Origin of the sequence: Craterilacuibacter sinensis, from assembly GCF_009831765.1 — a bacterium.
Taxonomy (GTDB): Bacteria; Pseudomonadota; Gammaproteobacteria; order Burkholderiales; family Chromobacteriaceae; genus Craterilacuibacter; species Craterilacuibacter sinensis.
The window spans coordinates 362,822-378,477 of the sequence record NZ_WSSB01000001.1; the positions used below are offsets into that span (position 1 = coordinate 362,822).

Below are 15,656 nucleotides of genomic sequence, written 5' to 3' on the forward strand. Positions count from 1 at the left end.
GATCAGGGTATTGTTACTCCAGAGCTCATTGACCTAAAGCCGATGGGGCCGGGTGGGCGCTGGAGTTGATGCCGCGCGGCACGGTGCCGGCGGCCGTGTCGCCGGAGGGGCTAAAGATCATGATCTGTTCGCCCGCGTAGGGCGGCTCCCCGTCGCGGCGGGTGCCGGCTCGGGTATGCAGCTATGGTAGCCAGTCGGTCAGTGGTGATTCGCTGGTTACGCACGCGGGCACGGCCTGGGTCGATTTCGGCAATCGTGCCCAGGCGAATCAGGTTTTCAATACGGCGTAAAAAGTTGGCAAGGTCCATGCCTGAGAGTGTGGCGTCTCAGGGCTGGGTGATCATGCTGGGCTAGTTGTGGCGGAGGCTTGGTGAGCTTGGTGTTGGTTCGGGATACTTGCTATGCAGCCTCCTTGGCGTTTGCAGCTATTTTGTATTTAGGTTTGGATTGAGGACGCCCAAGGTGGAAGCCTTGCAGTAGGTTTGCCCCAGCCAGATAGGCTCGGGAGGCCTCATCAGCCGTTTCTATGCCTTCCATCACGGATAAGGCACCGAGTTCCCTAACCGCGCGAATCAATCGTGGTAAGACTATGGGGTTGCTGATATGCAGCAGACTCCGGTCAAATTTAACAATGTGAGGCTTCAGCTGGAATAGGCGGTCAACCGTATGTGTATCGCTGTTCTGGCCAAAGTCATCTAATGCAACCAAAAATCCGTGTGATTTGAATTCTAGTACTGCACGAGCGAGACGTTTTTCGTCGTCAGTGCAGTGCTCCAGTACTTCAAGCACGATCCGGTCCGTGGGTATGCCGGCCAGTGCCGCCACTTCGGAAAAAGCCGCGCCAAATGTTCCTTCTACACTGAGCAGGTGGCGAGGGTGCAGATTGAGGAACAGGTAGCCATTTCCATTGGCCAATACGAAGTTAGCCAGATGCAGGCAGCGGCAAATACGGTCGATACGTGCCATTTCCTGACCAACGGAAAAGTCGTCGAAAAATACCGGAGGCGGCATAGCTGTGCCATCAGGAAGGAATGGCCGAACTAACCCCTCCCAACCTTGTTCTTGCTGATTATTTGCGCGAACAATGGGCTGGAATGCGCTCTGCAGGCGAATATTCCCGACTTGGGCTTCTACGCTGTGATTGCGCAAGGTAAAGACTGGCGCGCCATCGGAAAAGCGTGCATTCAGTCCTTCAAGTAGCTTGATTATCCGGTTCATTCGGATTCCTCCTTCGGCACAGCCTGTCAACAATAAGCTTATTTGGTAGAAATCTTGTCAAATACGCCCCCATCGTCAAAGTGCTTGGCCTGCAGTTTTGTCCAGCCGCCAAGCTGATCGATGGTGACTAGCTTTAGTTTGGGGAAATTCGCTGCGGTTTCCTTGGCAACCGCAGGGTTGGTTGGCCGGTAATAATGCTTGGCTGCGGCACGCTGTGCTTCCGGTGTGTACAGGTATTTCAGGTAGGCTTCAGCCTGTTTGCGAGTGCCGTGCTTGTCGACAATTTTGTCTAGCAGCGCGACGGGTGGTTCAGCCTTGATCGACAGGGGAGGGACGATGATGTCGACCTTGTCTGGACCCAGTTCTTGTTTGGCCAGTAAGGCTTCATTTTCCCAGGCCAGCAATACATCGCCGATACCACGTTGCACGAAAGTCATGGTCGAGCCGCGTGCACCGGTATCAAGCACCGGTACATTTGCATACAGCTTCTTTAGGAAATTCTGTGCAGATGCTTCGGTCGCACCTGGCTGTTTTAGCGCCCAAGCGTAAGCCGCAAGATAATTCCAGCGAGCACCACCTGAAGTTTTCGGGCTAGGTGTAATCACTTGGATACCCGGTTTTACCAGATCGCCCCAGTCTTTGATGTTTTTAGGATTTCCCTTGCGAACGAGAAGCACAATGGTCGAATTGAATGGGGTGCTGTTCTGCGGTAAACGCTTTTGCCATTCTGGCGGTAGCAGCTTGGCATGGCTGGCAATCTCGTCAATGTCTGCAGCCAGTGCCAGTGTAACGACATCTGCCTCCAAACCATCGATGACTGATCTGGCCTGTTTGCCAGATCCACCATGCGACTGCTTGATGATTACGCTTTCGCCGGTCTTCTTCTGCCAGTCTTGGGCAAAACCCTGATTAATATCTTTGTAAAGTTCACGCGTAGGATCGTATGACGCATTGAGTAAGGTAATGTCTGCCAGGGCGTGGCCTGCGAATGCGAGTGATAGCAGGGCTGCTAATAATTTGGTGGTCTTCATGGTTGCGCTCCTTGTCAATGTCATTTGGTGAATTGATTATGGTGCGTGTTTGTTAGTACGTTAAGTAATTAATAATGCATTCATAATTACTTTTTGGAATTAATAGCATTGCGTAGGAGTGCGCACACCATGGCGTCTTTGTATCCTCAAGCTTGTGTTTCTCGCTGCGTCATTGGTTTAACGTATTTTCATTGTCATGGTTATTTGCTTGTGCGCTGGCAGGCTCGACTCGGTTTCGGCCGGTTTGCTTGGCGCGGTGGCGTGCGGCATCTGTCTGGGTGATTGGTCTGGCAGGGGGGGGGCTGTGTGCGTCAGGTAGCAGGCTGGCAGTGCCGATGCTGGCGGTGAGACTGCTCTTCGGGTGCTCTGGCGGTGGCGATGCCGGTTAGTCTGTCAGTGGTCAATTACTTTCAGTCTGGTGCATAGATGCTGTAGGTGAGGTGGGGTCCAATCCCATTGCTTGCTTTTATTTTCGTTTTACCGGGTATTGCTGTTTGCAGTTTTGATCCTGATCAGTGCATTTAGGGTGTACTGGCTATTAAAATAGAAAGGTTTAAGTCCGGTTTTTATTTTGAGGGAATCAAGCATGGCCGTCGATCTGTCCGTCTCCTGGTTGGGTGTCAATATGGAGAACCCCCTGTACAACGCGTCCGGCGTGATGTGCCGCTCGCGCGAAGAGCTGGACGCAGTCGCCGCTTCCGCCGCCGGGGCCGTTGTCACCAAGAGCTGCACCTTGTCGCCGCGCGAGGGCAACCCCGAGCCGCGCTATGCCCGTGCGCCGCACGGCAGCATCAACTCGATGGGCCTGCCCAATGCAGGCTACGAGTACTATCTCGATTACGCCAAAAACTACGACCACGCCAGCGGCAAGCCGCTGTTTGTTTCGGTGTCGGGCATGACGCTGGAAGAGAACCTGACCATGCTCAAGGCGTTTCGCGATGCCGATCTGCCGTGCCTGGTCGAGCTGAACCTCAGTTGCCCGAACCTGCCGGGCAAGGCGCAGATCGGCTACGACTTTGCCGCGTCCAGCCATGTCCTCTCCGAAGTGGTCAAGGTGTATGACAAGCCGTTTGGCGTGAAGCTGCCGCCTTACTTCGATCCGGTCCATTTCGCCGAGATGGCATCTGTGCTCAACAGCTTTCCTTCGCTCAAGTACGTGACCTGCATCAACTCGGTTGGCAATGGGCTGGTGATCGATATCGACAGTGAATCGGTGGTGATCAAGCCCAAGGCTGGGCTGGGTGGCCTGGGGGGTGACTATGTGCTGCCGACGGCGCTGGCCAATGTGCGCGAATTCTCGCGTCTCTTGGATGGCAAGCATGTGATCGGTTGTGGCGGCATCAAGAGCGGGCGCGAGGCTTTTATGCACATCCTGGCCGGTGCGACAGCAGTGCAGGTCGGCACCTGTCTGTACGAGGAAGGTGCCGGCTGTTTCGCGCGCATCCGTGACGAGCTGGCGGCAATCATGGAAGAGAAGGGCTACCGCACGCTGGCGGACTTCCGCGGCAAGCTGCTGACCATGTAAACCAACCGGCTGCTCACGCAACAACGCCCCGCAGTGCGGGGCGTTGTCGTATCGGCTTCAGTGGCAGAGCAGGCTGAGCCAGCCGGCGATGAAGATGGCAAGACCGCTGCTGCGTTGCAGCGGGTGACGTCTGATCCAAGCAAACATGGTGCTGAGTCTCCTTGCTGGTTTATTTAATGATATTAATTCTCATTTATAAGCCGGTCAATTCCGCACCATGCCAGCGTCTGCTTAGCCTGGCGCTTACAGACCGAGTGCGCGGGCGACACCTGCGCCGTAGGCTGGATCGGCCTGAGTGCAGTTGGCGACATGGCGGCGCTTGATTTCGATATCGGCGTCGCCCATGGCGCGGGCGGTGTTGTCGAACAGGCGCTGTTGCTCCTCCGCGCTCATCAGCTGGAATAGTGCGCGCGGCTGGCTGTAGTCGTCGCTGTCATCGCGATGGTTCCAGCGCTGCGCGGCACCCGAGAGCTGTAGCGGCGGCTCGCTGAAGTCCGGCTGTTCCTGCCACTGGCCGTAGCTGTTTGGCTCGTAGGCGAGCGTGCTGCCGTGGTTGCCGTCCATGCGCATTGCGCCATCGCGGTGGTAGTTGTGGAACGGGCAGCGCGGCGCGTTGACCGGAATCTGGCCGTGGTTGACGCCCAAGCGGTAACGCTGCGCATCGCCGTAGGAAAATAGCCGACCCTGCAACATGCGGTCAGGCGAGAAGCTGATGCCGGGCACCACATTGGCCGGGTTGAACGCCGCCTGTTCGACCTCGGCGAAGTAGTTGGCCGGGTTGCGGTTGAGCTCGAACTCGCCGACCTCGATCAGCGGGTAGTCGCCATGCGGCCACACCTTGGACAGGTCAAACGGGTTGAACGGGCATTCGGCGGCCTGCTGCTCGCTCATGATCTGGATGAGCATCGTCCAGCGCGGATAGTCGCCGTTGTCGATGCTGTCCAACAGGTCGCGCTGCGCGCTTTCGCGGTCGCGGCCAATCTGTGCTTGCGCTTCGGCGTCGCTCAGGTTCCTGATGCCCTGCTGGGTGCGGAAGTGGAACTTCACCCAGTGGTGCTTGTTCGCGGCATTGATCAGGCTGAAGGTATGGCTGCCAAAGCCATGCATATGGCGGTAGCTCGCCGGGATGCCGCGGTCGCCCATCACATAGGTGATCTGGTGCAGCGCCTCCGGCAGTAGTGTCCAGAAGTCCCAGTTATTGTTGGCGCTGCGCATATTGGTGCGCGGGTCGCGCTTGACCGCGTGGTTGAGGTCGGGGAATTTCAGCGGGTCGCGCAGGAAGAATACAGGCGTGTTGTTGCCGACCAAGTCCCAGTTGCCTTCCTCGGTGTAGAACTTCAGCGCAAAGCCGCGGATGTCGCGTTCGGCATCCGCCGCATCGCGCTCGCCGGCGACAGTCGAGAAGCGGGCGAACATCTCGGTCTTCTTGCCGATGGTCGAGAACAATTTGGCGCGGGTGTAGCGGCTGATGTCATGGGTGACGGTGAGGGTGCCGAAAGCGCCCGAGCCTTTGGTATGCATGCGCCGTTCGGGGATTACTTCGCGGTCGAAGTGGGCGAGCTTCTCCAAAAACCACACATCCTGCAGCAGCATCGGGCCTCGTGGGCCGGCGGTCATTACATTCTGGTTGTCGGGGACCGGTGCGCCGGCTTGAGTAGTGAGTTTTGTCATCATTCGCTCCATCGGGTTTATTGCAGCCAGACCAGGTTCGCGTACAGCTCGAACCAGATGTCTAGCCAGTTGCTGTTGTGGCTCATGGCTATGTCCTGCAGTTGATGGGGCGATTATGGTTGCGAGTTATAGTTTTGTTAAATTGATTGTGTATTTTTGATAGCTAGCTTTTAGCTATCGATAAAAAAGGAGGCATAGCCTCCTTGCGGTTTACCCTTGTTTAATTCCACGGCACATCATCGTCGCCACCATCCGGTGTCGAGGGTGTACTGCCGGTTTCGGGGTTGGCTGGTGTAGCGACCGGCTGGCTGGTCGCCTCCAGTTGCTCGTCAGTCAAACCGTCCAGCGATTCGACCAGTGCCTCGACGATATCGCCCAGTTCTTCGCTCATCAAGGTGAAGGTCGCTTCGAACAGGCTTTCCATATCGTCGCCCGCGCCGCTGGCTTCTTCTTGCAGGACATCAAGAAACTGGATGCGCTTCAGTTGCAGCGCATCGGTCAGTACAAAACGTACGCGCTCGCGCCAGATCAGACCGACGCGTGTCACCAGCATGCCGTTGGCGATGTGCTGTTTGATGTCGTCGCTGGTCAGATCCATGCGCGTACAGCGGATGATGGCGCCGTTCTCGCCCGGATCTTTCAGTTCGCACTCGGCATCCAGTTCGAAGCCATATGGCGCTTCGCCATCGGCGACCCAGCTAGTCATCGCGGTATGTGGTGCCAGCTTGGTGCGCGGCAAGGCGGCGGGGAAGGGCGGGAGTGCATCGCGCAGTTGCGAAACGAGTGCTTCGGCCTTGCTGGCGGTGCCGCTGTCGACCATTAGCCATTGGCGGCGCGTGTCCAGATAAGCCGTCAGCCGGCCGGAGCGGGTGAAGGCGCGCGGCAACAGGTCATCGGTAATCTGCTCTTTTAACTCCAGCTTTTCCTTGCGTCCTATTTTGCGTAGCTCGGTGTTTTCGATCTCGCTGATCTTGGCATCGAGAAAGTCACGAATCACGCCGGCCGGCAGCACCTTGTCTTCGCGCTTGAGCGCGACCATCAGGCAATCGCGTACCGGATAGACCGGATCGACCAGAAAACCTGCGGGCGGCACCCAGCCTTCGCTGAACCAATCCAGACCCATGCAGTGGGAGAAGGGACGTTTTTCCAGTACTTCCGACAGTTTGCCGGTAGAAGGAATCGAATTTTCGCTTAGGCGATAAAAAGAGAGTTGCTTAAACCACATATTTAATAGATAATGCTCGTCCTCAGAAGCAATTATTGTACCGCAATCAAACGGGCAAAGTAGCAACTGGGGAAATAAAGTTGAAAGCGGAGTGTGGCGCAGTCCGGTAGCGCACCTGGTTTGGGACCAGGGGGTCCAAGGTTCGAATCCTTGTACTCCGACCACAATTTGACAAGTTAGCAGCATGATTTTAGGCGGAGTGTGGCGCAGTCCGGTAGCGCACCTGGTTTGGGACCAGGGGGTCCAAGGTTCGAATCCTTGTACTCCGACCATCACGCAGCAGCTTGTGTTTTGAAGTTCATGACGGAGTGTGGCGCAGTCCGGTAGCGCACCTGGTTTGGGACCAGGGGGTCCAAGGTTCGAATCCTTGTACTCCGACCATTACTTCAAGTTTTACCAGTGTTGAAACTTCGATAAGTTTGCGGTAGATTTTGACTTGTAAAAATAGTCTTCACCGTAAAAATCGGAGTGTAGCTTAGCCTGGTAGAGCGCTACGTTCGGGACGTAGAGGCCGGAGGTTCGAATCCTCTCACTCCGACCAGAATTCAAAAGCCTTGATCGTTTTAATCATCAAGGCTTTTTTACAAGTTGGTTCGCCGGTATAGCTCAGTTGGTAGAGCAGCGCATTCGTAATGCGAAGGTCGGGGGTTCAACTCCTCTTACCGGCACCATAAAAATCAAGGACTTAGCCCGTCGGGCTAGGTCCTTTTTTATTTCCTCTTTGCCTGAGCATGATGGATATGCTTTGAGTCCACAGGACAAGGCACGCCAGCGGCTTATACCGGGCCGCTGGCACATTCCCGCTTTATTTCTTTTTTATGGCTGATCCCCATTCGCCACCGATTCTGCCCATGCCATGGCTTGCAGTTGCAGGCGGTTGACCTGTTCGACGGCGAGTCCAAGCTCACTGGACAGGGTGCGGATACGTTCGTCCTGTTCTTGTTCCAGACCCAGGGTCAGGTTGAGGTAGGGGGCAAACAGGCCGTTGCCGTCAATCAGGGCACTGGCGACAGTAGGTGGTAGCGATAAGGGCTGTAAGGCTTCTTTTAGCGGTTGCTGCAGCAGGGCATCGAGCATGGAGAACATGCCGGTCAGAAACAGGTGCTCGCATTCCAGCCGGTTTTTGCCGCCAGCCGTGCCCAGGGTCTCCATAAAACGTGCGCGCCACAGTGAGCGTTCCAGCAAAACCAGACTGCGGTTATCGTCTTTGTTGCTGGTAAACAACAGCAGGGTCAGCCACTTGAACAGGGTTTCCCGTCCGAGTAGCAGCAGGCTTTCATCCAGCGTCGAGATCTTGCGGTTTAAGCCGTTGGCCGGAGAGTTGATAAAGCGCAGCAGTTTGAACAGCAATATCGAGTCGAGCTTGAACTGTTCATTCAGCGCCTTGCTGTCGGCACCGCTGCGCAACAGGCGCAGGATCTCCATCACGCGCAGCCGGCCAGCGTCGGTCTGTACACCCTCTATCTTGCGCACCTGGGTGATGAATGGCCCCTGGAACAGGACAAAGCGTTCGTGCGCAGCACTGCTGCGCAGGCAGACTTCGTACGCCTCCATCGAGTTGATATTGCGCGCATACCAGCGTGCGCGCGGGAAGCGCGCGGGCAGTTTGTCCAGAAACGGGATCAGTACCTCTTCGGCCGAGGCGGAAAAATCGAGTATCAGATAGTCCATCAGCCCGAACAGATCGTTTTGCAACGAGGGGGTCAGCTGTCCTTCTCCGAACTGTGTCGGCTCCAGCGCAAAGCATAGCCCTTGCTGTTTGAGCTGCTGTATCTGAGCCAGTTCTGCTTGCCCGATGCGTTCTCCGGCCGAGGGGTTGAGTATGCAGATGACGCGCTGTGCGGCCAGGGTAGCCAGTTGCGGGTTGTTCAACACGCTCAGTGACAGGTTGATAAAGGCACGGCGTTTGGCTAGCAGGCTGAATACGTCCAGATTCAGCAGCGTGCCCAGCATCAGTTGATCATATTGCGCGTACTGGCTGGTACCGGCCTCGCTACGCTGCACGGCATCGCAGGCAACAAATTCGTAGGCCACCAGCTTTTGCTGGCTATCGTAGACCGGCTGGTGGGTAATAAAGCCGAAGGAGGGCGGCAGGCGATCGGCGTTGTCTGGCGGCGCGGGTACTGCTTTGCTGTCTTCTGTCTTTTCGGTGGTTTTGCCGGTCAGGCTGCCAAACAGGTTTTTAAACATCGGGATGTGTCCATCAGGGATACGATTGGGTTTAATGGCTAGCGTCGGTGCAGCTTATATTTTCGGCCCACTGCATGGCTTGCATACCCAGACTGTTGACCTGCTCCAGCGGGATGCCCAGCATCTGACTGAGTCGGTCTATCTCCTGGCTGTTATGGTTTTCCATTGCCTGCGCCAGTGCAAGATAGGGCGCGAACAGGCCACGTCCCTCCAGCAGGGCTTGCACGACGGTCGTGGGGAGCTCCAATGGCGCAATCGCCTGTTCCAGTGGTTGCTTCAGTAGTGCGCCCAGCATGGAAAACATACCGGTCAGAAACAGGTGCTCACTCTCGACCTTATTGCCACCGCGCGCATAGCCCAGGCTTTCCATAAAGCGGGCACGCGACAGCGACTGCTCCAGCAGGGCCTGACTGCGTCCGTTGTCCTTGTGTGAATTGAACAGCAAGAGTGTCAGCCACTTGAATAAGGTCTCTCGTCCCAGCAGCAACAGCGTTTCATCCAGCGTGACGATTTTGCGCGCGATACCGTTGGCGGAAGAGTTGATAAAACGCAGCAGCTTGAACAGCAAGGTTGAGTCGAGCTTGAACTGGGTATTCAGTTCGCTGATAGGGGCGTCGCTGCGCAGCAGGCGCATGATTTCCATCACGCGCAGCTGGCTCGGGCTGGTTTGCCCTTGGGTCTGGTCTGGCTGGCTCTGAGCCATAAACGGGCCATGAAACAGGGCAAAACGATGGCCGCCGCGATGGCGGCAGGTTTCGTAGTCCTCGTATGAGGCGATATTGCGTGCGTAAGCAACAATATGGGGCAGCGTCGGGTTTAGTAATGGAGCCAGGACGCCTTCGGTCGAAGAGGAAAAATCAACCACGATAAAATCGCACTGCGCCAGCAAGGGGTGATTGCGTGGCGTATCTTGCTGCCGGTACAGCGTGTCGGTGCCCAGTGCCAGGCGGTAGCCTTGTTCCTTGAGAACAAGCAGTTGCTGCAAGACCTCGGCCGTCAGTGTTTCGCCGGGAGCGGGGCGCAGAAACAGGATAATGCGTTCGGCTGGCAGGCCGGCCAGCTCGGGCGCAGCGAGCGAGGTCAGCGACGACAGATGGATGATGGCTGCGCGGCGCGACAACTGGCCGAAAACATTCAGATTGAGCAGCGTGCTCAGCATCAGCCGGTCGAACTGCCCTGGCTCTTTGGTTCGTGCCGAGCCTGTGCGCATGGCATGGCTGAGCAAAAACTCATTGGCAACCAGGTTCTGCCGGGCATCGTAAACCGGCTGATGGGTGACGACCCCGAGCGAGGCGGGGAGGGGGGATGCCGTCATGTCTGCACCGGCTGATGCAGCGGGTGCATCTGGCGTTTTGGTGCGGAAACCGGAAAACAGGGATTTCAGCATGATGTACTCGGTGCAGGCTTTGTTTAAATGGAGCGGGCCGGGCCGGCAATGCGCGGCGTATCGACCTGTACGTCCATGCACTGGGCGCGATGGCGCAGCGCGTGATCGATCAGGGTCAGCGCCAGCATGGCTTCGGCAATCGGGGTGGCGCGAATGCCGACGCACGGGTCGTGCCGGCCGTGGGTTTCCATCAGGATGGCGTTGCCTGCCTTGTCTATCGAATGGCGGCTTTGCGCGATGCTGGATGTAGGCTTGATGGCAAGGCTGACTTCGATGTTCTGTCCGGTCGAAATGCCGCCCAAGATACCGCCGGCGTGGTTGCTGGCAAAGCCGTCGGGGGTGAGCTCGTCGCTGTGCTCCGAGCCTTTTTGCGTCACGCTGCCAAAGCCTGCGCCGATTTCCACGCCCTTGACCGCGTTGATATTCATCATCGCCCAGGCGATATCGGCGTCCAGCCGGTCATAAACCGGCTCGCCCCAGCCTACCGGTACATTTTCCGCCACCACGCGCAGGCGTGCGCCGACCGAATCCAGCGATTTGCGGATGCTGTCCATATAGGCTTCCAGCGCCGGTACTACGCTGTCGTCGGCGGCGAAGAAGGGGTTGTTCGCGGTGGTCTCCCAGTCTTTGAACGGGATGACGATGTCGCCGATCTGCGTCATATGGCCGCGGATCACGATGCCGAATTTTTCGTGTAGCCATTTCTTGGCGATGGCGCCGGCGGCGACGCGTACCGCGGTTTCGCGCGCGCTGGAACGTCCGCCACCGCGTGGATCGCGCACGCCGTACTTGTGCCAGTAGCTATAGTCGGCGTGCCCGGGGCGGAAGGTGTCGGCGATATTGCCGTAATCTTTGCTGCGCTGGTCGGTGTTGCGGATCAATAGCGCGATCGGCGTGCCGGTGGTCTTGCCTTCGAATACGCCGGACAGGATCTCGACCTGGTCAGGCTCGCGGCGCTGGGTCACATGGCGGCTGGTGCCGGGCTTGCGCCGGTCCAGTTCCTGCTGGATGTCCGCCTCGCTGATGGCGAGTCCGGGCGGGCAGCCGTCGACGATACAGCCTATGGCCGGGCCATGGCTTTCGCCGAAAGACGTGACGGTAAACAACAACCCCATGCTATTGCCGGACATGCATTTCCCCTGTTTTTTGCCGCAGCGCGCGGTGCGCCAGCCAGTTTATTGCGCACAATTCTACCATGGCGTGCGCCGATCGCAGATTGCATTGTCATGAGCGGCGGCGAAACCAGCCGGTAATGGACAGGCGCTGTTGTGTTGCCGGCAGCACTTCGTGCCAGAAGCGGTCGGACAGAAAAAGCACCAGCGTGCCGGCCTCGGGCCGAATATCCCTATATGTCTGGCAGTCGGGGTCAAGATAAAGCCTGAGCTGGCCGCCGGATGCCTCGGGCCAGTCCTGGTTCAGATACAGCACCGCACTTAAGGTGCGGGTGTCGTCGTCGCGGAAACGATCCAGATGCTTCTGGTAGAAGCTGCCGGCGGGATAGACGGCAAAGTGCGCTTCCAGCTCAGCCAGGCCCAGATAGAGTTCGCGGTTCACTGCACTACGCAGGCGCTGCATCGTGGTGAAGTAATGGCTGACGGCGGGCGACGCATCAGATTCGTCCAGCCACAGCACCGAGTCGGAGCGGATTTCGCTGCGCCGTGCTGCGTTCAGGCCGCGCCCGATGGCAGCCTGATGAAAGCGGCCGTCTTCCCATTCGCTCAGGCAGGCGCTGCGCAGGGCGCGGATATCTGCCGGCGAGAACAGATTGTGTACCGTGCACCAGCCTTGTTCGGCCAGTTGTTCGGCGATAGCGGATAGCTCATGACCTGCATCTTGTTTGACAGGCAAATCCATGCTGCACCTTGTTATCAATATCGGTGCTATTTATTACCACGGTATTGCATATAAGGTGAAGCAGTTGAATCAAATGTTCTCTGTAATATCCTGGCGGCAGCCGCTTAGCCAGTCAGCCACCATGGGGAAGTGGTCGGTCATGGCGTCGGGGTGGGTGAGCAGGCTGACGTGATCGTAATCGTGGCGATGGCCGGTTTTTTGCGCCAGCAGATGAACGCGCGAGAAGTGGGGGCCGGATTCGGCGCGAAAACGCCGGACATCATCGACATGGCCACGGCACGGGTCGCGCATGGCGGCCAGATAGAGCGTCGGTGGCAGCGTCACGCTTTGGGCCGCAGTGCGATAGTCGAAGCCGTCATCGGCATCGACCCACGGTGCCACCTTGGCCCACAGTTTGCTGTGCAGATGGCTCTTGTCGCTTTCATTGTCCGCGCCCAGGCCTATGCGTCTGGCCGGCAGATAGCCGCAAGTGCGGATGATCAGACGCGAGGCCAGATTCCACATCAGGTCGACTTCGATCAGCTTGCTGAGGTTTTTCACATGCACGCTGCGCTTGCTGCCGAAGTAGACCACGCTTTCTATATGGGCAAGCAGTGCTGGGTAGCGCACCAGGCAGCTGGTCATATGCACGCCGCCCCAGGAGTGGGCGAGCCAGTGCATGGGACGGTCCGGGCGCAGGCGGCGGATCAGCTCGAATGCTGCCGGCAGATCCTGGGTAATGGTCTCGGTCTGGCCATGGCGGCTGGCACGGCTGATTTTGGGCGTGCTCTGGCCGCGCCCGCGCAAGTCGAGCACGAAGCAGTCGTAGCCTTGCGCCGCCAGCCACGGCGCCAGCCCCTTGCCCGAGTCGCTATAGAAAATGCGGCCGTTGCCCATCACCCCGTGCAACAGCAGCACCGGCGCACCATCGTCGCGTGTGGCGTGGCGGATGCGGCGCAGGTGCAGGGTATCGCCACCGGATACCGGCAGATACAGGCTTTGTTCGTGGTAGGGCATGATCGCGTCCATACGCCCGTGGGCGGGCATGGTTCAAACGCATGATTGAACCATGCCCTTGTATTGGAGGCGAACGCTATCGCTTGGCAGGCGTGCCGCCAACGATTTGCTTCCATACCCGGCGCAGGGTACGCGCCGAGCCAAATCCGGCTGCTTCAGCTGCTGTCTCCACGGTCGCACCGAGGGCGAGCCGGTCGCGGGCAACTTCTATTTGCAGTGCCTGACGGTAGGCAACCACGCTGCTGGCGGTATGGGTGCGAAATAGCCGGCACAGATGGCGCTCGCTGATATGGACGCGTTCGGCCAGATTCGACAGTGTCCAGTGCTGGGCGGGGTCGGCCGCAATCAGATCCTGCGCCTTGTGCAGTGCCGGGTTGAGGTGGTTGCGGTGTGCCATAAATGGCGACAGCTGGGCAGCCGTGCCATCGCGCCGTGCGTAGACCACCATGCGCCGTGCGACGCGGGCTGCGAGCGCTGCGCCGGCCTGCTGTTCGATCAGCCATAGCGCCAGATCGATGCCGGCTGTGATGCCCGCCGAGGTGGCGATTGGGCCGTCTTCGACAAAAATGCGGTCCTGTTCGACCCGTGCGCCGGGGGCGAGAGCCGCAAGCTTGCTGGTCAAAGCGTGATGGGTGGTGCAGCGCCGCCCGTTGAGCAGCCCTGCCATCGCGGCCAGTAGCGCGCCCGAGCAGATGCAGGCGATGCGGGTGTCGGCGCGTACGCTTTGCGCTAGCCACGCGACCAGTTGTTGCGCCGGCGCTGTGCTGTAATCGCGGTCTTCGTCAACGGTGCCGACCAGCACCAGCAACGCGTGCTTTGGCAGTTTTTCAGGCAGGGGCGCGACGTGGCTGACCAGCCCCAAGGAGCTGACGCATTCGGCCGCCGGCCCTACGGTATGCAGCCGCAGCCGCGCACCTTCATCGATGGCGATACGCATGGCTTCGGCCGGGCCTGCGTGATCCAGCGCCAGATAGTTCGGCGTCAGGATGAAAAAGACCTCATTCATGTGTTCACCCCGCGCAGTCGGGCCAGCAGGCGCTGCCCCAGGCTGCCGATGGCCAGCCCGACAACCAACAGCGCACCGCCTGCCAGTTGCAAGCTGCTCAGGCGCTCGCCCAGAAACAGGCTGGCCGACAATACACCGAAAAACGGTACCAGCAGGCTATAAGGCGCAACCACATTGGCCGAGTGGCGCGACAGCAGCCGGCTCCACTGGCCATAGCCGAACAGGGTGGCGACCAGCGCCAGATAGGCGACCGCCGCCGCACTTTTGAGAGTCAGTACCGCCGACCAGTCGGTAGTGGGGGCCTCGAACAGTGCCCACATGGCAAGAAAGGGCAGGATGGGCATCAGGCTGGAATACACCACCAGCGACAGCATATCCGGCGCGCTGCCGTGACTGACAATACGCCGTACCACCAGATTCGACGTCGCCCAGCACACTGCGCCGGCCAGCGTCAGCAGCAGCCCGGAAAGTGGCAGCGACTGGCCGCTGCTCAGGCCGATCAGCAGCAGGCCGCCGCTGCCGACGACCAGACCGGCCAGCTGTGCCGCGCTGAAGCGCTCGCCCAGCCATAGCGCGCCCAAAAGCAAGGTGAAAAAGGCCTGGCTTTGCAGCACGATGGAGGCGAGCGACGCCGGCATACCGGCCTTGATCGCGGAAAACAGGAAGGCGAACTGGCCAAAGCCGACTGTCAGCCCGTATGCCGCCAGCGCGCGCCACGGCAGCTTGGGGCGGCGCACGAACAGCAAGCCGACGCTGGCGGCGCAGGCAAAGCGCAGCGCACCCAGCAAAAAGGGCGGCACGCCGGCGACGCCCCACTTGATGACCACGAAGTTGAAACCCCACACGGCAACGATGGCCAGTGCGATCAATCGGTCGGTAAAAGGCATGGGCGGCTCCGGTTAGTTTCCGATTATGCCATCAGTTTTGTGCGGGCAGCGTGGCAAGGCAGCTTGCGACGCTGTGCAAGGTCGCAAAGCGTCCGGCCAGTACCAGCTCGGTGTGCTCACGCACTTCCCTGGCCGTGTAAGTGCGCCCGCTACGCGGGTGCGTCATGGCAAAAGTCAGGGTGGCTTCGCTGACGAAATCGACGGCATAGCCTAAGTCAGAGGCCACGCGGGCGGTGGTTTCGCAGCACTGCTCGGTACGGATGCCGGCAATAATCAGCCGTGTGATGGCGTGCTGTTGCAGCCATTCGCGCAAGCCGCTGTCTGTGAGTGCATTGTGTACATGCTTGGTAAAGGTGGCGTCGGCATTGTCCGGCAGCCAGTCCATGAGGCGCACCAGCCCCGAGGCAGCGGCAAACGGCCCGTCGCCATCTTCGTGCAGGATATGCACCACGGGCACGCCTTGCGCACGGCACCCGGCAATCAGGGCGAGCAGCTTGTCGCGAAAGGCGGGCAAGGCGCACTCATCCCAATAGGGTCGATGTAAAAAAGACTGTTGAACATCAATCACGATCAGCGCGCAGCGTGGCGACATGGCAGGGCTCCTTGTTTGGGGTGTCGTGCCATGATGCCGCATGGGCAAAGACAGGCGTGATGCCGTTTATGGAC

At 58.8% G+C, this 15,656-nt stretch carries 13 protein-coding genes and 5 tRNA genes; 6 read left to right on the top strand and 12 right to left on the bottom strand.

What is annotated here, in order from left to right:
* Nucleotides 1-399: 399 nt before the first annotated feature.
* A complete protein-coding gene (locus GQF02_RS01920; protein WP_160794429.1) occupies nucleotides 400-1,218 on the bottom strand; it encodes an EAL domain-containing protein in 819 nt (272 codons plus the stop codon).
* A 38-nt stretch (nucleotides 1,219-1,256) separates the two neighbouring features.
* Complete coding sequence (locus GQF02_RS01925) at nucleotides 1,257-2,249, bottom strand: sulfate ABC transporter substrate-binding protein (protein WP_160794431.1); 993 nt, start codon at nucleotides 2,247-2,249, stop codon at nucleotides 1,257-1,259.
* 586 nt (nucleotides 2,250-2,835) lie between these two features.
* On the opposite strand from GQF02_RS01925, the gene GQF02_RS01930 reads away from it, so the two are divergent.
* Nucleotides 2,836-3,774, top strand: a complete 939-nt coding sequence (locus tag GQF02_RS01930) for a dihydroorotate oxidase (protein ID WP_160794433.1) — start codon at nucleotides 2,836-2,838, stop codon at nucleotides 3,772-3,774.
* 243 nt (nucleotides 3,775-4,017) lie between these two features.
* On the opposite strand, the gene GQF02_RS01935 is transcribed toward GQF02_RS01930, so the two are convergent.
* Together GQF02_RS01935 and GQF02_RS01940 are read right to left on the bottom strand one after the other, a co-directional pair.
* A complete protein-coding gene (locus tag GQF02_RS01935) occupies nucleotides 4,018-5,448 on the bottom strand; it encodes a catalase (RefSeq protein ID WP_328698584.1) in 1,431 nt (476 codons plus the stop codon).
* Nucleotides 5,449-5,665: 217 nt separating this feature from the next.
* The gene (locus GQF02_RS01940) at nucleotides 5,666-6,670 is read right to left on the bottom strand and encodes a recombination-associated protein RdgC (protein ID WP_160794437.1); all 1,005 of its coding nucleotides are present in this window, start codon (nucleotides 6,668-6,670) and stop codon (nucleotides 5,666-5,668) included.
* A gap of 87 nt (nucleotides 6,671-6,757) precedes the next feature.
* Here GQF02_RS01940 and GQF02_RS01945 point away from each other — a divergent pair.
* The 5 genes from GQF02_RS01945 (at nucleotide 6,758) to GQF02_RS01965 (ending at nucleotide 7,341) form a co-directional block, all read left to right on the top strand.
* Nucleotides 6,758-6,834: transfer RNA gene (locus GQF02_RS01945), tRNA-Pro, on the top strand.
* Between the two features lie 31 nt (nucleotides 6,835-6,865).
* Nucleotides 6,866-6,942 (top strand) — tRNA-Pro (locus tag GQF02_RS01950).
* Between the two features lie 32 nt (nucleotides 6,943-6,974).
* Nucleotides 6,975-7,051, top strand: a tRNA-Pro gene (locus GQF02_RS01955).
* Between the two features lie 83 nt (nucleotides 7,052-7,134).
* A tRNA-Pro gene (locus GQF02_RS01960) sits at nucleotides 7,135-7,211 on the top strand.
* A gap of 54 nt (nucleotides 7,212-7,265) precedes the next feature.
* Nucleotides 7,266-7,341 (top strand) — tRNA-Thr (locus tag GQF02_RS01965).
* Between the two features lie 145 nt (nucleotides 7,342-7,486).
* Here GQF02_RS01965 and GQF02_RS01970 read toward each other — a convergent pair.
* From GQF02_RS01970 to GQF02_RS02005, 8 genes are all read right to left on the bottom strand, one after another.
* Entirely contained in the window at nucleotides 7,487-8,860 is a 1,374-nt protein-coding gene (locus tag GQF02_RS01970) for an EAL and HDOD domain-containing protein (RefSeq protein WP_160794439.1), read from the bottom strand.
* A 31-nt stretch (nucleotides 8,861-8,891) separates the two neighbouring features.
* The gene (locus GQF02_RS01975) at nucleotides 8,892-10,247 is read right to left on the bottom strand and encodes an EAL and HDOD domain-containing protein (protein WP_160794441.1); all 1,356 of its coding nucleotides are present in this window, start codon (nucleotides 10,245-10,247) and stop codon (nucleotides 8,892-8,894) included.
* Between the two features lie 23 nt (nucleotides 10,248-10,270).
* Nucleotides 10,271-11,377 (bottom strand): chorismate synthase, encoded by a 1,107-nt coding sequence (gene aroC / locus GQF02_RS01980; RefSeq protein WP_160794443.1) that lies wholly within the window; start codon nucleotides 11,375-11,377, stop codon nucleotides 10,271-10,273.
* A gap of 94 nt (nucleotides 11,378-11,471) precedes the next feature.
* Nucleotides 11,472-12,101: a 2OG-Fe(II) oxygenase gene (locus GQF02_RS01985; RefSeq protein WP_160794445.1), complete on the bottom strand. Its 630-nt coding sequence runs from the start codon at nucleotides 12,099-12,101 to the stop codon at nucleotides 11,472-11,474.
* Between the two features lie 69 nt (nucleotides 12,102-12,170).
* The gene (locus GQF02_RS01990) at nucleotides 12,171-13,097 is read right to left on the bottom strand and encodes an alpha/beta hydrolase family protein (protein ID WP_124734221.1); all 927 of its coding nucleotides are present in this window, start codon (nucleotides 13,095-13,097) and stop codon (nucleotides 12,171-12,173) included.
* Between the two features lie 76 nt (nucleotides 13,098-13,173).
* On the bottom strand, nucleotides 13,174-14,103 hold the full coding sequence (locus GQF02_RS01995) for a GlxA family transcriptional regulator (protein WP_160794447.1): 930 nt from the start codon (nucleotides 14,101-14,103) through the stop codon (nucleotides 13,174-13,176).
* Nucleotides 14,100-14,990 (bottom strand): EamA family transporter, encoded by an 891-nt coding sequence (locus GQF02_RS02000; RefSeq protein WP_124734223.1) that lies wholly within the window; start codon nucleotides 14,988-14,990, stop codon nucleotides 14,100-14,102. Before GQF02_RS02000 ends, GQF02_RS01995 begins: the two co-directional genes overlap by 4 nt.
* A 31-nt stretch (nucleotides 14,991-15,021) precedes the next feature.
* Nucleotides 15,022-15,582, bottom strand: coding sequence for an isochorismatase family protein (locus GQF02_RS02005; protein ID WP_124734224.1), 561 nt, complete (start codon nucleotides 15,580-15,582; stop codon nucleotides 15,022-15,024).
* Between the last annotated feature and the right edge of the window lie 74 nt (nucleotides 15,583-15,656).

Bases quoted from the DNA above. Each gene is read 5' to 3' on its own strand.
- GQF02_RS01920 (WP_160794429.1), bottom strand. From the start codon at position 1,218: ATGAACCGGATAATCAAGCTACTTGAAGGACTGAATGCACGCTTTTCC.
- GQF02_RS01925 (WP_160794431.1), bottom strand. From the start codon at position 2,249: ATGAAGACCACCAAATTATTAGCAGCCCTGCTATCACTCGCATTCGCA.
- GQF02_RS01930 (WP_160794433.1), top strand. From the start codon at position 2,836: ATGGCCGTCGATCTGTCCGTCTCCTGGTTGGGTGTCAATATGGAGAAC.
- GQF02_RS01935 (WP_328698584.1), bottom strand. From the start codon at position 5,448: ATGATGACAAAACTCACTACTCAAGCCGGCGCACCGGTCCCCGACAAC.
- GQF02_RS01940 (WP_160794437.1), bottom strand. From the start codon at position 6,670: ATGTGGTTTAAGCAACTCTCTTTTTATCGCCTAAGCGAAAATTCGATT.
- GQF02_RS01970 (WP_160794439.1), bottom strand. From the start codon at position 8,860: ATGTTTAAAAACCTGTTTGGCAGCCTGACCGGCAAAACCACCGAAAAG.
- GQF02_RS01975 (WP_160794441.1), bottom strand. From the start codon at position 10,247: ATGCTGAAATCCCTGTTTTCCGGTTTCCGCACCAAAACGCCAGATGCA.
- aroC (WP_160794443.1), bottom strand. From the start codon at position 11,377: ATGTCCGGCAATAGCATGGGGTTGTTGTTTACCGTCACGTCTTTCGGC.
- GQF02_RS01985 (WP_160794445.1), bottom strand. From the start codon at position 12,101: ATGGATTTGCCTGTCAAACAAGATGCAGGTCATGAGCTATCCGCTATC.
- GQF02_RS01990 (WP_124734221.1), bottom strand. From the start codon at position 13,097: ATGCCCTACCACGAACAAAGCCTGTATCTGCCGGTATCCGGTGGCGAT.
- GQF02_RS01995 (WP_160794447.1), bottom strand. From the start codon at position 14,103: ATGAATGAGGTCTTTTTCATCCTGACGCCGAACTATCTGGCGCTGGAT.
- GQF02_RS02000 (WP_124734223.1), bottom strand. From the start codon at position 14,990: ATGCCTTTTACCGACCGATTGATCGCACTGGCCATCGTTGCCGTGTGG.
- GQF02_RS02005 (WP_124734224.1), bottom strand. From the start codon at position 15,582: ATGTCGCCACGCTGCGCGCTGATCGTGATTGATGTTCAACAGTCTTTT.